Source organism: Butyrivibrio sp. AE3009 (genome assembly GCF_000420845.1).
Taxonomy (GTDB): Bacteria; Bacillota; Clostridia; order Lachnospirales; family Lachnospiraceae; genus Butyrivibrio.
In genome coordinates this window covers 86,436-102,835 of sequence record NZ_ATVS01000005.1, presented here as the reverse complement: position 1 = coordinate 102,835, position 16,400 = coordinate 86,436, and the positions used below count along the sequence as shown (strand labels likewise).

The window sequence follows — 16,400 nt, the reverse complement described above, 5'->3', positions numbered from 1 at the left end:
GTGGGGCCTGTCCCCATTAACAAATTGTAAATTGGGGTCTGACCCCAATTTAAATTTTGATCAACAAATATACAGCGAATATAAGAGTGGGGTCAGACCCCATTCACATAATAGACACAATTACTCGGAGAACAGTAAATCTGAGTATACAGGGAATGGCCAATACTGCTCATCCACAAGAAGCTCTAACGCATCAGCTGACTTTCTTGCTGCGTCCATATCTGCAATGATTGTCTTGTGATAGTATGCAAGGGCCTTCCAAGGATCCTCGGGAACCTTGTCCATGTCCTTAGCAAGCTTCTGGCACTGCTTCATAAGAGCATCGGTGAGAACTGCAACCTCTTTTGAAGTATCTGTCTCGTAAGCTGTTACGCAGCCTGCTGCCTTGAGGGTTGCCATACGGTCGCAAAGCTCTGCGGCGTAGGATGATACTGCAGGAAGGATCTGTCTGCGGATCATATCCAGCATTGTGTTAGCCTCGATTGCGATCTTGGCATTGTAGGTCTCAGCATGGATAAGCGCTCTCGCCTCAACCTCACCCTTGGTGTAAACGCCGTTGCCCACATAGAGGTCAACTGCCTTCTTGTCGTTGTAGTGAGGAAGCGCATCAGCTGTTGATATAAGGTTTGAAAGTCCGCGCTTCTTAGCCTCTGTAACCCATGATGCATCATATCCGTTTCCGTTGAAGATGATTCTTCTGTGATCTGTAAAAGTCTTCTTGATGAGCTTCTGAAGATCTTCCTGGAAGTTCTTGGACTTCTCAAGCTTATCCGCGAACTGCTTGAGCTCCTCAGCCATGATAGTGTTCAGGGCGATGTTGGGACCTGAGATTGACTGGGATGAACCAAGCATACGGAACTCAAACTTATTGCCGGTGAAGGCCATGGGTGATGTTCTGTTTCTGTCTGTGTTGTCCTGAGGAATTGAAGGAAGTACGTCAATTCCGATCTGGATCTTTTTCTTGCCACCGTCCTTGTAGGGCTTGCCTTCGATGATTGATTCAACCACCGCTTCAAGCTCATCACCAAGGAAAATAGAAATAATTGCAGGCGGTGCTTCCTGCGCGCCGAGTCTGTGATCGTTTCCTGCGGATGCAACTGTGCATCTTAAGGTATCCTGATATTCATCCACACCTTTTACAAAGGCAGCCAGGAAAAGAAGGAACTGTGCGTTCTGGCTAGGTGTGCTGCCGGGTTTAAGAAGGTTCTTACCTGTATCTGTTCCGATGGACCAGTTGTCGTGCTTACCGGAGCCGTTAACTCCTGCAAAAGGCTTCTCATGAAGGAGGCAAACGAAGTTATGTCTGTCTGCAACTTTTTTCATGATGTCCATTGCAATCTGGTTGGAATCGGAAGCTGTGTTGGCATCTGAGTAAACAGGCGCCATCTCATGCTGTGCGGGCGCAACCTCGTTGTGCTTGGTCTTTGACAGAACGCCAAGCTTCCAGAGCTCGTTGTCGAGATCCTCCATGTAAGCTGCAACCCTGGGCTTGATAGCTCCGAAGTAGTGATCCTCAAGCTCCTGCCCCTTGGGAGGCTTGTTTCCGAAAAGAGTTCTTCCTGTCATGATCAGGTCTTCACGCTGCTTGTAAAGAGCCTTGTCCACAAGGAAATACTCCTGCTCGGGACCGCACTGTGCTGTGACACGCTTGGTCTCTGTGTCTCCGAAGAGCCTTAAGATTCTGATTGACTGCTTGCTTACAGCGTCCATAGAACGAAGGAGCGGAGTCTTTTTATCAAGGGCCTCACCTGAATAGGAAAGGAAAATTGTAGGGATGTAAAGTGAATTATCTTTTACGAAGGCAAAAGCTGTGGGATCCCAAGCTGTATAGCCTCTTGCCTCGAAGGTAGCACGAAGGCCGCCTGAAGGGAAGCTTGATGCATCGGGCTCACCTCTTACCAGCTCTTTGCCGGAGAAGTCCATCATGATCTTGCCGCCGCCAACAGGATCGATGAAGCTGTCGTGCTTCTCGGCTGTAACTCCTGTCATGGGCTGGAACCAGTGTGTATAGTGTGTTGCGCCCTTCTCGATTGCCCACTGCTTCATGGATTCCGCAATCTCATTTGCAGTTGTGAGCTCAAGTGGTGTACCGTCTGTGATACATTTCTTCCACTCCTTGAAGGAAGCAGATGAAAGGCGCTCTTTCATTGTCTCCTCGTTAAAAACATAGCTGCCAAACAATTCTGGTAAATGTGTTGCTTCTGTTTTCATATTTTTCTCCTCCGTATTTTATTAAAACAGGGACCGTCTTCACCCGGCACACATTTTTGTACCGGTGAAAACAGTCCCCATTGACTGATACTATTTTATTTAATTCATACTGCCTTGGTTAACTGGCTCTTTTCTTCAACTGCCTCAAGCTGTGCACCTGAATCGCCGTAGTTGGAAAGAACTCTGGCGGAAGGATCGTTGACATTGCAGCCCTCCCACTCTTTGTTGGGCATCCAGAAATCCTTGATCATCGGTGCCTGTCCGGGATAGAACTCCTCGAAGATCTCTCTGTAGAGAAGACTTTCCTTGGTAAACGGTGTGCAGTAGTCATATCTCTTTCTTCTTGTCTCGAACTCCTCATCGGTGTACTTGGCTTCTGCGAAGGCCTTCAGGTCGTCTACCATGCTGTGTCCTACGGCATCGGAAAAAGCTGCTTTCTGTCTCCAGAGGATGTTCTCCGGAAGAAGATTATCTTTTTCAAAGGCATGCCTCAGCAGATATTTGCCCATGTCGTACTTATTCATCTTAATCTCCGGATCGATGCTCATTACATATTTGACAAAAGAAACATCTCCGAAGGGAACTCTTGCTTCAAGGCTGTTGGCGCTTATGCATCTGTCGGCGCGAAGCACATCGTACATGTAGAGCTCATCAACTCTCTTTTTTGCCTCCTGTTGGAAAGCTTCGGCATCCGGTGCAAAGTCGGTGTACTTGTAACCAAAGAGCTCATCTGAGATCTCGCCGGTCATGAGAACTCTCACATCTGTGGTCTCATGGATGGCCTTGCAGCAAAGGTACATGCCCATGCTGGCTCTGATCGTTGTAATATCCCAGGTTCCAAGAAGCTTAATTACATTAGGAAGTTCTCTGATAACCTCATCCGGTGTCATGAAGACTTCGGTGTGATCGCTTCCTATGAAATCTGCAACCTCTTTTGCATACTTAAGATCGATGGCGTCCTTCTCCATTCCGATGGCGAAGGTTCGAATTCTTTTTGCCTTGTGTCCGGTCTTTCTGGCCTCAATATCAAGAAGTCTCTGGCTGATGGCACATACAAGGCTGGAATCAAGTCCGCCTGATAAAAGAAATCCCAGAGGAGCGTCTGCGTCCATTCTGTCCTTGACCGACTTCATGAATCTCTCTCTGATGCCCTTGCAGGCTGTCTCCACATCTGAGGTTGAGTACAGCGACTCTTTATCCTTGGGCTCGAAGTCTGCATCTCTCCAGTAGAGCGTTGACTTAAGCTCTGTCAGTTCCTCGAACTTGTGGAAGTGGCCCCTCAGGTAATAATGTCCGGGCGGGAAAGGCTTTATTTCTTTGCACAGTCCTTCAAGGTTGCAGGCCTCTGAAGCAAACATTATCGCTCCGCTCTTATCATGTCCGTAAAAGAGAGGTCTGATTCCCATGGGATCGCGGCCTGCGATAAGTGTCTCCTTCTCGCTGTCGTATAGGATAACCGCGAATTCCGAACCCAGCATCGGGAACATTTTTGTTCCGTGTTCCTTATAAAGAGGAAGGATAACTTCACAGTCAGAATCACTTATGAAGCTGTAGCCCTTCTCCTGAAGTTCTTTTTTCATCTGGCGGAAGCCGTAGATCTCGCCGTTACATACAGCTATGTTTCCATCCAGCTCAAAGGGCTGCATTCCCTCGGGATGAAGTCCCATGATCGCCAGCCTGTGGAATCCCAGGTAACCGATGGGGGTCTCAATGAGCTTGGACATATCCGGTCCTCTCGGGATGGTTCTGTCGAAGTAAGGCTTAAGTTCTTCTTTTGAAATTGTCTTGGAAGTTGTTCCTAATATTGAACACATATTTACCTCCTGAATTGTACAGCCTGTATACAATCTCTATAAACTGAAAAAAGCGCTGACAGAATGCTCGTTTCGAGCCTTCCGTCAACGCCATTGTCGACTTAATTTGTATTCCTGTATACAATTTATGTTTTACATATTATTCCTGTTGTGAATCTCTGTCAACCTCTTTTTATTGATTTTTTTTATCCAAAATTGGGGTCAGACCCCAATCACAATTTGGACACATTTATCCTTTCATATAGTATGATATATGTATGAATAGTATTGGGAGGGGATTCCGATGAGTAAAAACGTAAGCAGAAACACGCTTGGATTCTGGTCGCTGGTATGGCTCCTTGGCCTTGCCGGGCAGCTGTGCTGGAATATGGAAAATCAGTGGTTTAACACCTTCGTATATGCCAAGATTGCCAAAGATCCGACGATAATCTCATGGATGCTGGCGATTTCCGCAACGGCAACCACAATCTCAACGTTTCTTTTTGGCTGCGTTTCTGACAGAAAGGGAAACAGAAAAAGCCTCGTAGCCATCGGCTATATCCTGTGGGGTGTGTTTACCATCCTCTTCGGAACCACTCAGTTCCTGAAACACAAAAGCGGTGACGAAGCTGCTCTTATCGGCGTTGCTTTTGCTGTAATCGCTGCCGACGCCATCATGAGCTTCTTTGGTTCAATGGGAAATGATATAGGTTTTAACGCCTGGATCAACGACCACATGAATGAAAAAAATTCCGGATCCCTCGGAGCTGCGCTGGCTGTCCAGCCTGTGATCGGCACCATCGCAGGAACTGTCCTGGGCGGATTCCTTGTAGGCTCCGACGATAATTACATGAGACTCTTTGTCGTTATAGGACTGCTTGTTATCGCACTTGGCCTGATTTCTCTTTTTGGCATGAAAGACTCCGTGAGCCTTAGGCCATCCAAAAAAGGTTCTTTCGCAAATCAGTTCATTTCCATATTTAATGTAAAAGAGTACCTTCAGCACCGTGAACTAGTCTTCGTCAACCTGATGCTGGCGGTGTACTTCATATCCTTCAACGTTTATTTTTCACACCTTGGTAATTTCATGATCTACTATCTGGGCTTCACCGCAGACATGATGGGCCTTATCGAGGGTGTAGGCCTTCTTCTTGCCATGTTCACCACAATCCCTGCCATCAAACTTATCCGCGAAGACAGATCCTCTCTTCTGATCCTGGTGGCAATCCTTCTTAATTCAGTTGGCCTTTTTATCATCGGGCTTTTCGTATCACCGTCCAATGTTAATCCGTCCACTATCTGGAATCCGCACCTTCTGGCCGGAGTGCTGTTTGTGGGCATCGGCTATATTCTTTTCCTGCAAACCATCACTGTATGGTCCAAGCGCCTGTACCCTGAGGATGCAAGAGGACAGTTCGAAGGGATACGCATCATCTTCTACGTGCTGATTCCAATGGTTGTTGCGCCTCTTATCTCCAATCCGATCATCAAGACCAGCGGCGAATTCGTGGATGAATATGGCTTCACGGAGTACCTGCCAACAAATACGCTGTTTCTTGCCGGCGTGTTTATTCTTCTGATGACGCTGATTCCGCTGGTTCTGGCTAACAGAGAGCATATCAACGCTGCAGAGTGAATTTCCCTATGGCACTGTGCCAGCAGATTTTCTTTGCAGGTCCGCTTGTCCGCAATGTGTTTGGATTCTTTGTAAAAAAATTTTCCAAGAAGGTCTGAACATTGACATTTGCAGGCAAACTGTATAGTATGTAAAAAGAATATGAGCGAATAGGCAAGGGCGCCGAAGCAGAACTAACTGTTCTTGTTTCTGCGTCCTTTTTTTCAAAATTATCAATACAACATCAATGTTCAAATAAGTTCCCACGGAGGTAAAAATGAGCAAGTACACAAAAGAGGATATCTACCGCATCGTCGAGGAGGAAGACGTGGCTTTTATCAGGTTGCAGTTTTGCGATATTTTCGGTGTTCCGAAGAACATTGCGATTGCTGCAAGCCAGCTTGAGAGCGCCCTTAACAACGAGTGCATGTTTGACGGTGTCTTTGTCGAAGGCTTCACCAGAAGCGATGAGAGCGACATGTATCTCTACCCGGATCTCGACAGCTTTGACATCTATCCCTGGCGTCCCCAGTCCGGCAAAGTAGCCAGAATGTTCTGCAACGTGTATACATCAGACGGCAAGCCTTTCCTTGGTGATTCCAGAAACATCCTTAGGATTGTAACGGAGAAGGCCAAAAAGATGGGCATCAACTTCAAAGTTAATCCCGAGCCGGAGTTTTTCCTTTTTGACTATGACGATGACGGCCAGCCTACCACCAAGACTCATGAGAAGGCCAGCTACTTTGACGTAGCTCCTGCAGATCAGGGCGAAAACGTAAGACGTGATATCATTCTTAATCTTGAGGAAATGGGTTTTGACATCTCATCCTCTCATCACGAGATTGCCCCTGCGCAGCATGAGATTGATTTCAAAGAGACCGAGGCGGAAAAGAGCGCAGATATGGTCATGACTTTCCGAATGGCCGTTAAGACTATCGCCAAGAAGCATGGCCTTTATGCCACCTTTATGCCTAAGCCCGCAGAGGGTATCAGCGGCTCAGGAATGCATCTCAATATCATTGCAGAAGACAATGCCGGCAATAATCTTTTTATAAAAGACGGTACTTCAGAACTCTCCGATACAGCTCTTTCCTTTATCGCAGGTGTTCTGGCCCACGTCAAAGGCATGACCTTGGTTACCAACCCCATTGTCAACTCCTACAAGCGTCTGGTTCCGGGATTTGACGCCCCGGTAAATGTATCCTGGTCCTCAGCATCATCCAACAGAGGTGCTCTCATCAGGATTCCGGCAAGGCGCGCCGGCGGTACCAAGATTGAGATCAGAAACCCCGATGCCACCTGCAATCCTTACCTTGCCCTGGCCCTTATTCTGGCCGCTGGTATGGAAGGCATTGAGAAAAAAATGACTCCTCCACCGGAGCTGTCCGCTCAGAAGAACGAGCCCGACACACTCCCTCTGACCCTGGGAGAAGCCATCCGCGCTTACTCTGAGGATCCTTTTGTAAAAGAGATTCTGGGTGATCCCATCTATACCAAGTTCCTTGCGGCCAAAAAGGCTGAGTGGAAGGATTTCCGCACTTGCGTAACCCAGTGGGAAATAAATAAATACCTTAATATTTTCTAACCAGTAAACTAGTCAGGGGCGCTATTTAGTGAACATTATCGTTGCTTTTGCCAAACAGGCAGACGTTATGAATTTCAAAAGCATATTGAGCCGTGGCGGATATGATTCCGTGAAAACCTGCACGTCAGGTGTACAGGCGCTGTCCGCCATGGAGGATCTTGGAAGCGGTGTCATTATATGTGGCTATCGCTTAAGTGACATGCTCTACTCCGAGCTTGCCGAGGATCTTCCCGGCTATTTTCAGATGCTGATGATAGCAGGTCCCGACAAGGCCCCTGACTTCACCTCCGATAATCTCGTATACTTACCCACACCGATCAAAAAATCAGACCTTTTTTCCACCCTTGAGCTGATGCTGGAGGGCGTTGCAAGAAAGCGCAAAAAGGCAAAAGAAAAGCGCCTTGCCCGCAGCGATGAGGACAAAAAGACCATCGCTGCAGCCAAGGAGATTCTCATGGACCGTCATCACATGACGGAGCCGGAAGCCCACAAATACCTCCAAAAATGCGCCATGGACTCCGGCACCAACATGTTAGAAACCGCAGAGATGATAATTTCCCTGCGTAATATTTGATTAAATATTAATTTGGGGTCAGACCCCAATCACAGAATGTTCACAAAGCGGCAAGATCGATTTGCTGGACGGTGCCGACGCCGCCGCTTTCCTTGAGGAAGAGGCCGCTGGAGCGGGTCATGGCGGATATGCCAAAATCCATGCCGCGGTGGGTGAATTCTGTGGAGGCGCTGCCGAGATAGATGGCGCCTACATCTGCTTCTTTCAGGGAAAGAAGTGAATCTGTTCCATCTTCATTTCTAAGCCATATGCTGAGCTTCTCGTAGATCTCATCATTTTCGTCAATCCAACCGTTATTGTCCTTGTCATAGACTGCAAGGTCCTTGAAGCCGTTGCCGCTTCTGGTGCCAAATAGTTCTGATCCGTCGCCGATTATACCGTCGCCGTTTTTGTCATAGGCAAGGAACCCGGAACCTGCACCGAGGCTGGCGATGTTGTCCTTGGTGCCGTCGCAGTCAAGGTCGAAGTAAAAATGCTGGTCGCTGATGCTGGTGATGTCGCTGCCCACGTTGACAACGAGAGGATCGATAAATCCCACAGCCGAAGCAATATCCATCGACGCATATTCCATAAACCTGGAAGACATAGAAAAGCTAACCCCGAAATCAATCACTCTCCCATCTTCGGTGAGGGCTGTTCCCTGTCCGCTGAAAGTGGTGGATTCCTCCTCGATATGGCTGGCTGTTATCTGTGTCACTTTCACAAAATTGTTATTTGTAAGCATCTGAGATGTCTGATCTATGAGACCTTTGTAGTGACTGCTTTGATTCTCTCCTCCAAGGAGCCGAAGGAGTTTCAGGATTTTATCAAGGAGCGTGGACCGCAGCTCTGCGATCTGTTTTTGCAAGCTGTCCTCCTGAGGCGTCAGATACTGGCTCTTTGCAGGCTTTAGGGCAGTATAATCCTCACTCCTTACCATCTCTCCATCGCCCTCGGAGCCGGTCAGCTCCAGGGTATCGTAGCTCTTTTTTTCCTGCTCCTTCAGTGAGTCCAGAAAGCTATCTCTGGAAAGAACGCCGGTCTGAACCGACACAAGATTCTCCTCATAGTATTTATGAGAAGATACAAGATTTACATTACTTTGTGCAATCCTCATTAAGCCTCCTTTTTTGGTAAAAAAGAGGACGCGAAAAGCTATGGGATGAGGCATAACATGCGCATCCTAGTGGAGGAGTTCACTTTTCCTGCTTGGGAGACAAAAGAAGTGAATCCCGCTAGCTACATATTATATCGGCAGGGGGACTTTGTACTTTACCCCGGAAGACAAAGACTAAATATTCTGACTTTTTATCGATAGGAGAACGGGGAAGCAACAATCGCATGGTTAAAGAAAAAGCCGGCTGACCTAAATCAACCGGCTGTAATTACATGTATTAAATTAGTGCCCGTATATTACTTAGCAGGAGCCCATGTGATTCCGTAAAGCTGTTCCATGAGCTTGCGAAGCTCGTCCTTCATGGAGTTGCAGGCGGAGGCTTCGTCAACGAAGTTCATTACTCCAATCTTCTCTTTTTTATCCTGGAAAAAGACCTGCCAGCCGCTCTCTGTCTTGTCGAGGCAGATTCTGTTCTTGTGATGTCCACCGATCTTGTAAAGCTTGGATGGTACAAGATGCTCTTTGAAATATTCCTTAAGTTCTCTGCTGTTCATAGGCCCCTCCTATATATGGATATGAAATCGGATTGACTAAAATAGTTTTCGAATTCATTTCATGTAGTTTTGATTACTACATATAATATATCACAGTACTACCTGTCTGACAAGCGGGTCCCTTTGGGAAATCACAGAAAAAACACATTTTGCTCAGGAACTTTAAGGTTATTTTTAGGTTACAGAATTAGTATAAATACATCGAGAGGAACACCCACACATTTCTTTCGATCCCACACAGATACTTTTTCATAGCACGGAAGACGCAGCCACCCACACGGCTGCGTCTTTTGTTTTACTCCCCCTGTTTATTGTATAACTCAAATATAGTTTATAAATTCTTTAGAAATTAATGTGTTGACATTTTGTGCTACTTGTTCTATAACATACTTGTAACAAGAAATTAGCAGCCAACTAACGAGAGTGCTAATTATTCAAAATTTACTATAGAAAAGGAGTGAGGACTTATGTTGATGCCTATGCTTTGGAGTAACAATGACGTATTCGATGATATGGACAATTTCTTTAATGGAATGTTCGGTGAGGAGAGACCTTACAGGAACTGCAACAGGCAGTTTGACAATATGACCGGACTTATGAAGACCGATGTCATTGAGAAGGAGAACGGATATCAGCTGGAGGCTGAGCTCCCCGGATTCAATAAGGAAGATATCAAGATTGATCTTAAAGATGACGTTCTTACCATCAGCGCTTCTCACAATGAGAACAAGGATGAGAAGGATGAACAGGGCAAGTACATCCGCAGAGAGAGAAGAAGCTCTTCTTATCAGAGATCCTTCCGTGTAGAAGGACTTAAGCCTGAGGATATCATCGCTCAGTACAAGAACGGTGTCCTGACCGTCAGCCTTCCCAAGAAAGAAGCCGTAGAACAGAAGGACGAGCCCATCCGCATTGAAGTTAAGGATTAAAGTGTAATCCCCCTTAATTACGCCCAGTCCCAAGGTATCCGTTTGGAAATGCTTGTTGTCAGCCGGATACCTTGGGCCTGGGCTGTCTATGGAGAAATTAATCTCTTCGCTTCTCTTCTACATCTCTCTTTTCCTATTTCCAGTAACCTCCCCAGAGAGGAAAATTCATCAATTTTCTTCAATATCTCTTTCCCTGTTGCCGGTAACTTCCCCAGACAGGAAATGCCTCCTGCACACAGAAACATAAGACTCGTTGCCACCCATCATGATCTGCTCGCCGCTTCTGACGATCTTGCCGTCATGAACTCTGGCATTGAAATGGGCTCTTCTGCCGCACCAGCACACCGTTGGAACTTCCTCGATGTAGTTGGCGATCTCCATAAGACGCTTGGAGCCCGTAAACAAATGACTGGTAAAATCCGTGCGAAGCCCGTAGCAGATAACCGGAAGATCGTACTTATCCACAACCTCTGCCAATAGATCCACCTGCTCCTCTGTCAGGAACTGAGCCTCATCCACGATAACGCAGTCAAGCTTCTTCCACCCGTCGGACTTTTTGGTAAACCATTCGTTCACCACTTCCTCAAGGAAATCCTCCACAAAAATGCACTCAGCACCCAGTCCGATCCTGGACTTAACCACTTTCTCGCCGTCTCTGTCCTCGGTCTTGGGCTTAAGAAGGATCGCGTTCTGCCCCTTCTCAAGATAATTGTAGCGCACCATCAGCGCATTCGCCGTCTTGGAACTCCCCATTGCTCCGTATCTGAAATACAGTTTTCCCATTACATACTTCCCCCAATTTATAATTATTTTTTAACGAAAAAAAATCACTCTCTTCCCTGATAAACAACCAGCTTGTTATAAGGTATCTCGATTCCCGCCTCAGCAAACCTCTTCATAACCTCAACCCTGCAGTCTGAGCAGGTCACCGGGTTATCCTTGTAATCCCTGGTGGTAACCAGCGCCCTAAGCGTCACGCCGCTGTCATCGCAGCTCCTGCACAGCACCGTAGGACGTGGTCCGTAGTGCATCGGATGAGAATCAATTGCCTCCGCCATAATTCCCATGGCCTTCTCCATATCTGTTCCATAAGCCACAGATACCTCGATGGGATAGGAAAAAGACCTCTCCTGAGTATAGTTAACAATAACCGAACTTCCCACAGTGGAGTTGGGAATGTACAGTGTCTCGTTCTGATAAGTCTTTACAACCGTATGTCTCAAGGTGATATTTTCAACATATCCCGGGTCAAAAGAGTCGATCTTAACCCTGTCCCCGATGTCAAAAGGCCTTGACCTTGATGCAGACAACGCGATTCCGGAAAACACATTTGCCAGTGTGGACTGAGCTGCAAGACCCAGCACCACAGCAGCGATTCCCGATGAAGCTATCGCCGTCTCCCAGGTTTTGGAAAATGCGGGAATTCCGCTAAGGGCTGTCAGCGCTGCCACAACCCAGAAAAGAGCCATGATAATGCCCTTTAAGAAAATCAGATGAAGCTTACCGCGAAGCCTCTCCTTGCTAACAAACTTATTCATTAATAAATTAAGTATATACGCCACAAGAAAAGGCAGCACATACTTAAGAAATGCCTGTAAGGCGTCCCCTAAAACTTTTTTATCCAACTTCTCTCACTCCTGAAACTATATAATACTTCTGCCTCGGACATCAGTCCTCGTCATCCTCTTCATCGTCTCCCATTTCCTCAAAGGCGATCATGGAATCGATGATGTCCTCAAAATCCTCCCGAAGTTCCTCGAGAGTATCCCCTTCATAAGTATAAATTCGGCCGTCGATCACAACCTCCCCGGTGTAATAATCGCAGCTCTTATCATAACAAACGGTGCCCTCATAGCCCTCGTATTCAAGCTTCTGCTCTTCCATAAAAAACTCCTTTTTTAACACAAAAAAACTTGGCGCAAGCCATATCAAAGTATAGCATAACGCCAAGATTTTCGCCATAATCTCCATAATCCCGGACCTGAATTCTCACCTTTTGCTGTATATCCGCCCCCACTAACTTACTTAGCTACATACTGCGCAAGAACCTTGTAAGTATTACTCAGCGCATCAATATGAGTTCTCTCATATCCGTGGCTTGCTCTTGTGCCGGGGCCGATGGCACCATGACGGATATCGAAGCCTGCTACCAGTGCCGGATCAGCATCTGTTCCGTAGTGGGGTGTGAAGCTGTCGCGAACATAGTCAGCACCTGCCTTGGCTGCGGCGTCCTCCAGCTCGTTTCTCATATCGATATTGTAAGGGAAGCGGCTGTCCTGGCAGAAAATGGTAACCTTCTTCTCGCTGCTGGTCTGCTCGGGTCCGATGCAGGCGATGTCAACGGCAAGGTAATCCTTAACATCCTCGGGCACTGTGGATCCGCCGTGTCCGATCTCTTCATAGAAGGAAATGTAGATATATACTTTTCTTCCCAGTTTGACCTTACCGTCCTTGATGTCATGAAGAAGCTCCATAAGAACTGCCACAAGAGCCTTGTCATCAATGAAATGTGACTTGATATATCCATTAGCCACTGTGAACCTGGGCTCTAAGGCAACATAGTCGCCAACCTCAATTCCAAGAGCCCTTACGTCCTCAGCGCTATTTACATCTTCATCCAATACTACAAAAGAATTGGTGTCAAAATCCGGAACCTCTTTCCTAAGCTCATCCTCAGTTACATGAACCGAAGCATTCTTTCTCTGAACACAGCCTGTGATGACCTTGTCTGAGCGGGTGTGAATGCGCACATTCTCACGCTCTGTGTGGAAAGCGTACAGTCCGCCAACCTTATACACCTTGATAGTTCCGTCTGAATTGATGTGGCGAACCATAAGTCCGATCGTATCGCCGTGGGCTGTCACCAAAAGAGGGTTGCCTTCACCGCCTGCTTCAACCATGATGCCGCCCTTATGCAAAGTCCAGGTCTTAAAGCCAAGTCCTTCTATTTCCTTAAGAAGATAATCCTGAAGCTCATGGTACTGCCCCGTAACAGAGTCAATAGCCATCTCAGCTTCAAGCTCCTTCAAAAATCTTTTCTCGTTAATTTCGTAACTCATTATCGTTTCCTTCTTCCTATAATAATTTTAATTCAATTTATTTAATAGTTTTTTAATTATTATTTCAACGCTACTGTGTTAATATAGTCCATGTGATGTTTGTGATTTCTATTGAGGGAGAGAAATTATGAAACAAAATCTTGTGATCTTTGCAATGGTGATCTTCATGATCGCTTTTGCAGCGTGGGGGGGAGGAAGTCAGGAACGTACTTCAGATCCCGAAGGCAAGGTTGCAACAGAGGCTTTCACAGTTGAAACTCAGTTGCCCCTTGTAGCGGCGGTTGGTGAATAAGCTACACCGCCTTTTTTTCTGCCCTTTTTCAGGAAATCTTATACCTTGATCACAAATTCCCCGTCCTTAACCGTCAGCGACAATTTCCCGCCGTCCTTAAGCTTTCCGAACAGCATCTCATCCACAAACAGAGGCTTGATCTCATTTCTCACAACTCTGTCTATCTCTCTTGCGCCGAACTCCTGGCTTACGCCCTTCTTTTTTACCAGCTCCTTAGCTTTTTTATCAGCGGAAAAAGAAATTTTCTTGGCCGCAAGCTGAGCCTTAAGTTCACCAAGTTTTTTGCCCACCACAAGACTTGCCATGTCATCGTCCATGCTGTTGAACACCACCACTTTGTTAAGGCGGTTCCTAAACTCAGGCTGGAAGGTGTGCTTCACCGCATCCATCAGCGTCGACGAATCCTGACTCTCGCTGTAAAAACCGATACCGCTCTTGCCAAGGCGATTGGCTCCCGCATTGGAAGTCATGATGATTATTACATTTCTGAAATCGGCTTTGCGGCCCTGATTATCGGTGAGGGTGGCATAGTCCATCACCTGCAAAAGAACGTTGTAAATATCCGCATGGGCCTTCTCAATCTCATCAAGAAGCAGCACTGCGGAAGGCGTCTTCCTGATGGCTTCCGTCAAAATACCGCCCTCTTCGTAGCCCACATATCCTGCGGGAGAGCCGATAAGCTTGGCGACGGAGTGCTTCTCACCGTATTCACTCATATCGAATCTGATCAGCTTCACACCAAGTTCCTGGGCAAGGGTCTTGGCAATCTCGGTCTTACCAACGCCTGTGGGTCCGACAAATAGAAGACTTGCCAGAGGTTTGTTTTCCTCGATGAGGCCTGCCTTGGAGAACTTAACCGCATTGGTAACCTGACTGATTGCCTCGTCCTGGCCGAATACTTTGCCCTTAAGTCTCTGCTCCAGGGTTGCCAGGCCTGCTGTGTCATCCGTCTCCACGGTCTCGATGGGAACGCGGCAGATCTTGGTGAGGATCTCGTTAACAACATCCTTATCCACAGTCTGAACCTTCTGCTTCAGCGGATGGAGTTTTCTGTAGGATCCGGCTTCGTCTATGATATCAATTGCCTTGTCAGGCAGAAATCTTTCATTAATATATTTTGCACTCATGGAAACTGCATATTCCATAAGACCGCTTGCATATTTTACTCCGTGATACTTCTCGTATTTACTCTTAAGGCCCTTCAAAATGGCAACTGTTTCCTGCTCTGTAGGTTCCTTGATCTCCACGTTCTGGAAGCGCCTTGTAAGGGACTTGTTTTTCTCAAAATATTTCTTATATTCCTCGAAGGTGGTAGCTCCGATGAAACGGATGCGTCCGTCAGACAGATAGGGCTTGAGCATGTTAGAAGCATCAAAAGAGCCCTCTCCCACAGCACCTGCCCCGGAGAGATTGTGGATCTCATCTATATAAATAATAGGCTTATCTTCCTTGCCGATCTCAGCAAGAACTTTTTTGAAGCGCTTCTCGAAGTCGCCTCTGTACTGGGTTCCGGCCAACATTCCGCCAAGGTCGAGAGCAAATACTCTGGCCCCCTTAATGGCCTCGGGGACCTTGCCCTCGTTAAGAAGCTGTACCAGACCATAGGTTATGGCGGTCTTACCAACGCCGGTCTCTCCGATATGCAGGGGGTTGTTCTTGTCTTTTCTGCAAAGGATCTGAATGGTGCGCTCCAGCTCAATCTCTCTTCCGATCAGGGGATTGACGTCCGTCAGCGTGTCGTTGAGGCAGGGAGCATAGAGCTTCCATCTGTTGGCATAGTCATCCTTCTCATTAACGGCTTCCTCCGACTCCTCCCTACCATAGGCCCTGTTGTAGTCATCGGATACGGTGAGCTGCTCCAAGAGCTGTGGCTCCGTTATCTCCTGCAGCTCCATGTAGTAGGCCGCATAACAGTCCTCCAGGTTCCACATGGCATGGATCAGGTGCCTGATGCAAACCTCGCTGTTGCCGCTGCTGTAGGCGCTGTTGGTGGCAAAGCTCAGCATTTTGTTGGTTCCGACAGACAGTTGGGGATTACCCCCGGGAACCCTCTCCACGTAGCTCTCAAGGTAGCCTTCAAGCGCATCCTTAAGCACCGCCGTATCGCCGCCGCACTCCTCGAAAGCCACCTTGAACTCCTCATTATCCAGGATAAAAAGGAGTATGGTCTCTGGAGTTACGAACTCAAACCCATTGTCGTGGGCATAGCTTATTGCTTTTTCAAATAGTATTCTTACGTCCTGTGAAAGATCCATATTATGCCTCTTCTACCGTCATTCTAAAGGGAAAACCCTGTTGTTTGGCTCTCTCAAGTGCCAACGCAACCCTGCTGACCGCAATGTCATAGGGGTATTTGCCCACCGCTGCGTGACCCTTGTTGTGGACATTCAACATTATGGCCTGGGCGCTCACCTTGTCCTTGTGAAAAATATCCATCAGCACCTCCACCACAAAGTCCATGGTGGTAAAATCGTCGTTATGCATTATCACATTAAACTGCTTTGGCTCCTTGATCCTACTGCTGGTGCGGGATCTGGTCTGACCTTTCGTCGCCATAGTTTAACTTCCTCCGGGAGATTTTATCTATAGTGTCAATTATACCATGATTTCAAGGGATAGGAGATGACAAGGGGACGGTTGTGAGTCAAACATAGAAACACCCGCAACTTGGAGTAAGCTGCGGGTATTCCCA

The 16,400-nt window shown here is 47.1% G+C and carries 15 protein-coding genes; 5 read left to right on the top strand and 10 right to left on the bottom strand.

What is annotated here, in order from left to right; translation table 11 throughout:
• Positions 1-120: 120 nt before the first annotated feature.
• On the bottom strand, positions 121-2,211 hold the full coding sequence (locus tag G588_RS0104395) for a glutamine synthetase III family protein (RefSeq protein ID WP_022777548.1): 2,091 nt from the start codon (positions 2,209-2,211) through the stop codon (positions 121-123).
• A gap of 104 nt (positions 2,212-2,315) precedes the next feature.
• Entirely contained in the window at positions 2,316-4,025 is a 1,710-nt protein-coding gene (gene asnB, locus G588_RS19140; RefSeq protein ID WP_022777547.1) for an asparagine synthase B, read from the bottom strand.
• A gap of 283 nt (positions 4,026-4,308) precedes the next feature.
• Here asnB and G588_RS0104385 point away from each other — a divergent pair, with 283 nt between their 5' ends.
• From G588_RS0104385 to G588_RS0104375, 3 genes are all read left to right on the top strand, one after another.
• Positions 4,309-5,640, top strand: coding sequence for an MFS transporter (locus G588_RS0104385; RefSeq protein WP_022777546.1), 1,332 nt, complete (start codon positions 4,309-4,311; stop codon positions 5,638-5,640).
• 256 nt (positions 5,641-5,896) lie between these two features.
• Entirely contained in the window at positions 5,897-7,204 is a 1,308-nt protein-coding gene (glnA, locus tag G588_RS0104380; RefSeq protein ID WP_022777545.1) for a type I glutamate--ammonia ligase, read from the top strand.
• A gap of 28 nt (positions 7,205-7,232) precedes the next feature.
• The gene (locus tag G588_RS0104375) at positions 7,233-7,778 is read left to right on the top strand and encodes an ANTAR domain-containing response regulator (protein ID WP_022777544.1); all 546 of its coding nucleotides are present in this window, start codon (positions 7,233-7,235) and stop codon (positions 7,776-7,778) included.
• Positions 7,779-7,818: 40 nt separating this feature from the next.
• On the opposite strand, the gene G588_RS21235 is transcribed toward G588_RS0104375, so the two are convergent.
• The gene (locus G588_RS21235; RefSeq protein WP_022777543.1) at positions 7,819-8,874 is read right to left on the bottom strand and encodes a hypothetical protein; all 1,056 of its coding nucleotides are present in this window, start codon (positions 8,872-8,874) and stop codon (positions 7,819-7,821) included.
• A 296-nt stretch (positions 8,875-9,170) separates the two neighbouring features.
• Positions 9,171-9,428, bottom strand: coding sequence for a hypothetical protein (locus tag G588_RS0104360; RefSeq protein ID WP_022777541.1), 258 nt, complete (start codon positions 9,426-9,428; stop codon positions 9,171-9,173).
• 467 nt (positions 9,429-9,895) lie between these two features.
• On the opposite strand from G588_RS0104360, the gene G588_RS0104355 reads away from it, so the two are divergent.
• A complete protein-coding gene (locus tag G588_RS0104355) occupies positions 9,896-10,357 on the top strand; it encodes an Hsp20/alpha crystallin family protein (RefSeq protein WP_022777540.1) in 462 nt (153 codons plus the stop codon).
• Between the two features lie 168 nt (positions 10,358-10,525).
• Here the strand turns inward: G588_RS0104355 and G588_RS19130 are convergent, their stop codons facing one another.
• The 4 genes from G588_RS19130 to G588_RS0104335 form a co-directional block, all read right to left on the bottom strand.
• Entirely contained in the window at positions 10,526-11,140 is a 615-nt protein-coding gene (locus G588_RS19130) for a thymidine kinase (protein WP_022777539.1), read from the bottom strand.
• A gap of 44 nt (positions 11,141-11,184) precedes the next feature.
• Positions 11,185-11,895, bottom strand: coding sequence for a mechanosensitive ion channel family protein (locus G588_RS0104345; protein WP_196804938.1), 711 nt, complete (start codon positions 11,893-11,895; stop codon positions 11,185-11,187).
• A gap of 130 nt (positions 11,896-12,025) precedes the next feature.
• A complete protein-coding gene (locus tag G588_RS19125; protein WP_022777537.1) occupies positions 12,026-12,241 on the bottom strand; it encodes a hypothetical protein in 216 nt (71 codons plus the stop codon).
• A gap of 137 nt (positions 12,242-12,378) precedes the next feature.
• Positions 12,379-13,416, bottom strand: coding sequence for a M42 family metallopeptidase (locus tag G588_RS0104335; RefSeq protein ID WP_022777536.1), 1,038 nt, complete (start codon positions 13,414-13,416; stop codon positions 12,379-12,381).
• A 127-nt stretch (positions 13,417-13,543) separates the two neighbouring features.
• Between G588_RS0104335 and G588_RS22380 the strand changes: the two genes are divergently transcribed.
• Positions 13,544-13,708 carry a hypothetical protein gene (locus tag G588_RS22380; protein ID WP_022777535.1) on the top strand — a complete coding sequence of 55 codons (165 nt, stop codon included), beginning with the start codon at positions 13,544-13,546 and terminating at the stop codon, positions 13,706-13,708.
• Positions 13,709-13,746: 38 nt separating this feature from the next.
• Here the strand turns inward: G588_RS22380 and G588_RS0104325 are convergent, their stop codons facing one another.
• Together G588_RS0104325 and G588_RS0104320 are read right to left on the bottom strand one after the other, a co-directional pair.
• On the bottom strand, positions 13,747-15,963 hold the full coding sequence (locus G588_RS0104325; protein ID WP_022777534.1) for an AAA family ATPase: 2,217 nt from the start codon (positions 15,961-15,963) through the stop codon (positions 13,747-13,749).
• A gap of 1 nt (position 15,964) precedes the next feature.
• Positions 15,965-16,264: an ATP-dependent Clp protease adaptor ClpS gene (locus G588_RS0104320; protein WP_022777533.1), complete on the bottom strand. Its 300-nt coding sequence runs from the start codon at positions 16,262-16,264 to the stop codon at positions 15,965-15,967.
• Positions 16,265-16,400 lie beyond the last annotated feature (136 nt).

Bases quoted from the DNA above. Each gene is read 5' to 3' on its own strand.
- G588_RS22380 (WP_022777535.1), top strand. From the start codon at position 13,544: ATGAAACAAAATCTTGTGATCTTTGCAATGGTGATCTTCATGATCGCT.
- G588_RS0104395 (WP_022777548.1), bottom strand. From the start codon at position 2,211: ATGAAAACAGAAGCAACACATTTACCAGAATTGTTTGGCAGCTATGTT.
- G588_RS0104385 (WP_022777546.1), top strand. From the start codon at position 4,309: ATGAGTAAAAACGTAAGCAGAAACACGCTTGGATTCTGGTCGCTGGTA.
- G588_RS0104345 (WP_196804938.1), bottom strand. From the start codon at position 11,895: ATGAATAAGTTTGTTAGCAAGGAGAGGCTTCGCGGTAAGCTTCATCTG.
- G588_RS21235 (WP_022777543.1), bottom strand. From the start codon at position 8,874: ATGAGGATTGCACAAAGTAATGTAAATCTTGTATCTTCTCATAAATAC.
- G588_RS0104355 (WP_022777540.1), top strand. From the start codon at position 9,896: ATGTTGATGCCTATGCTTTGGAGTAACAATGACGTATTCGATGATATG.
- asnB (WP_022777547.1), bottom strand. From the start codon at position 4,025: ATGTGTTCAATATTAGGAACAACTTCCAAGACAATTTCAAAAGAAGAA.
- G588_RS0104335 (WP_022777536.1), bottom strand. From the start codon at position 13,416: ATGAGTTACGAAATTAACGAGAAAAGATTTTTGAAGGAGCTTGAAGCT.
- G588_RS19130 (WP_022777539.1), bottom strand. From the start codon at position 11,140: ATGGGAAAACTGTATTTCAGATACGGAGCAATGGGGAGTTCCAAGACG.
- G588_RS19125 (WP_022777537.1), bottom strand. From the start codon at position 12,241: ATGGAAGAGCAGAAGCTTGAATACGAGGGCTATGAGGGCACCGTTTGT.
- glnA (WP_022777545.1), top strand. From the start codon at position 5,897: ATGAGCAAGTACACAAAAGAGGATATCTACCGCATCGTCGAGGAGGAA.
- G588_RS0104320 (WP_022777533.1), bottom strand. From the start codon at position 16,264: ATGGCGACGAAAGGTCAGACCAGATCCCGCACCAGCAGTAGGATCAAG.
- G588_RS0104325 (WP_022777534.1), bottom strand. From the start codon at position 15,963: ATGGATCTTTCACAGGACGTAAGAATACTATTTGAAAAAGCAATAAGC.
- G588_RS0104360 (WP_022777541.1), bottom strand. From the start codon at position 9,428: ATGAACAGCAGAGAACTTAAGGAATATTTCAAAGAGCATCTTGTACCA.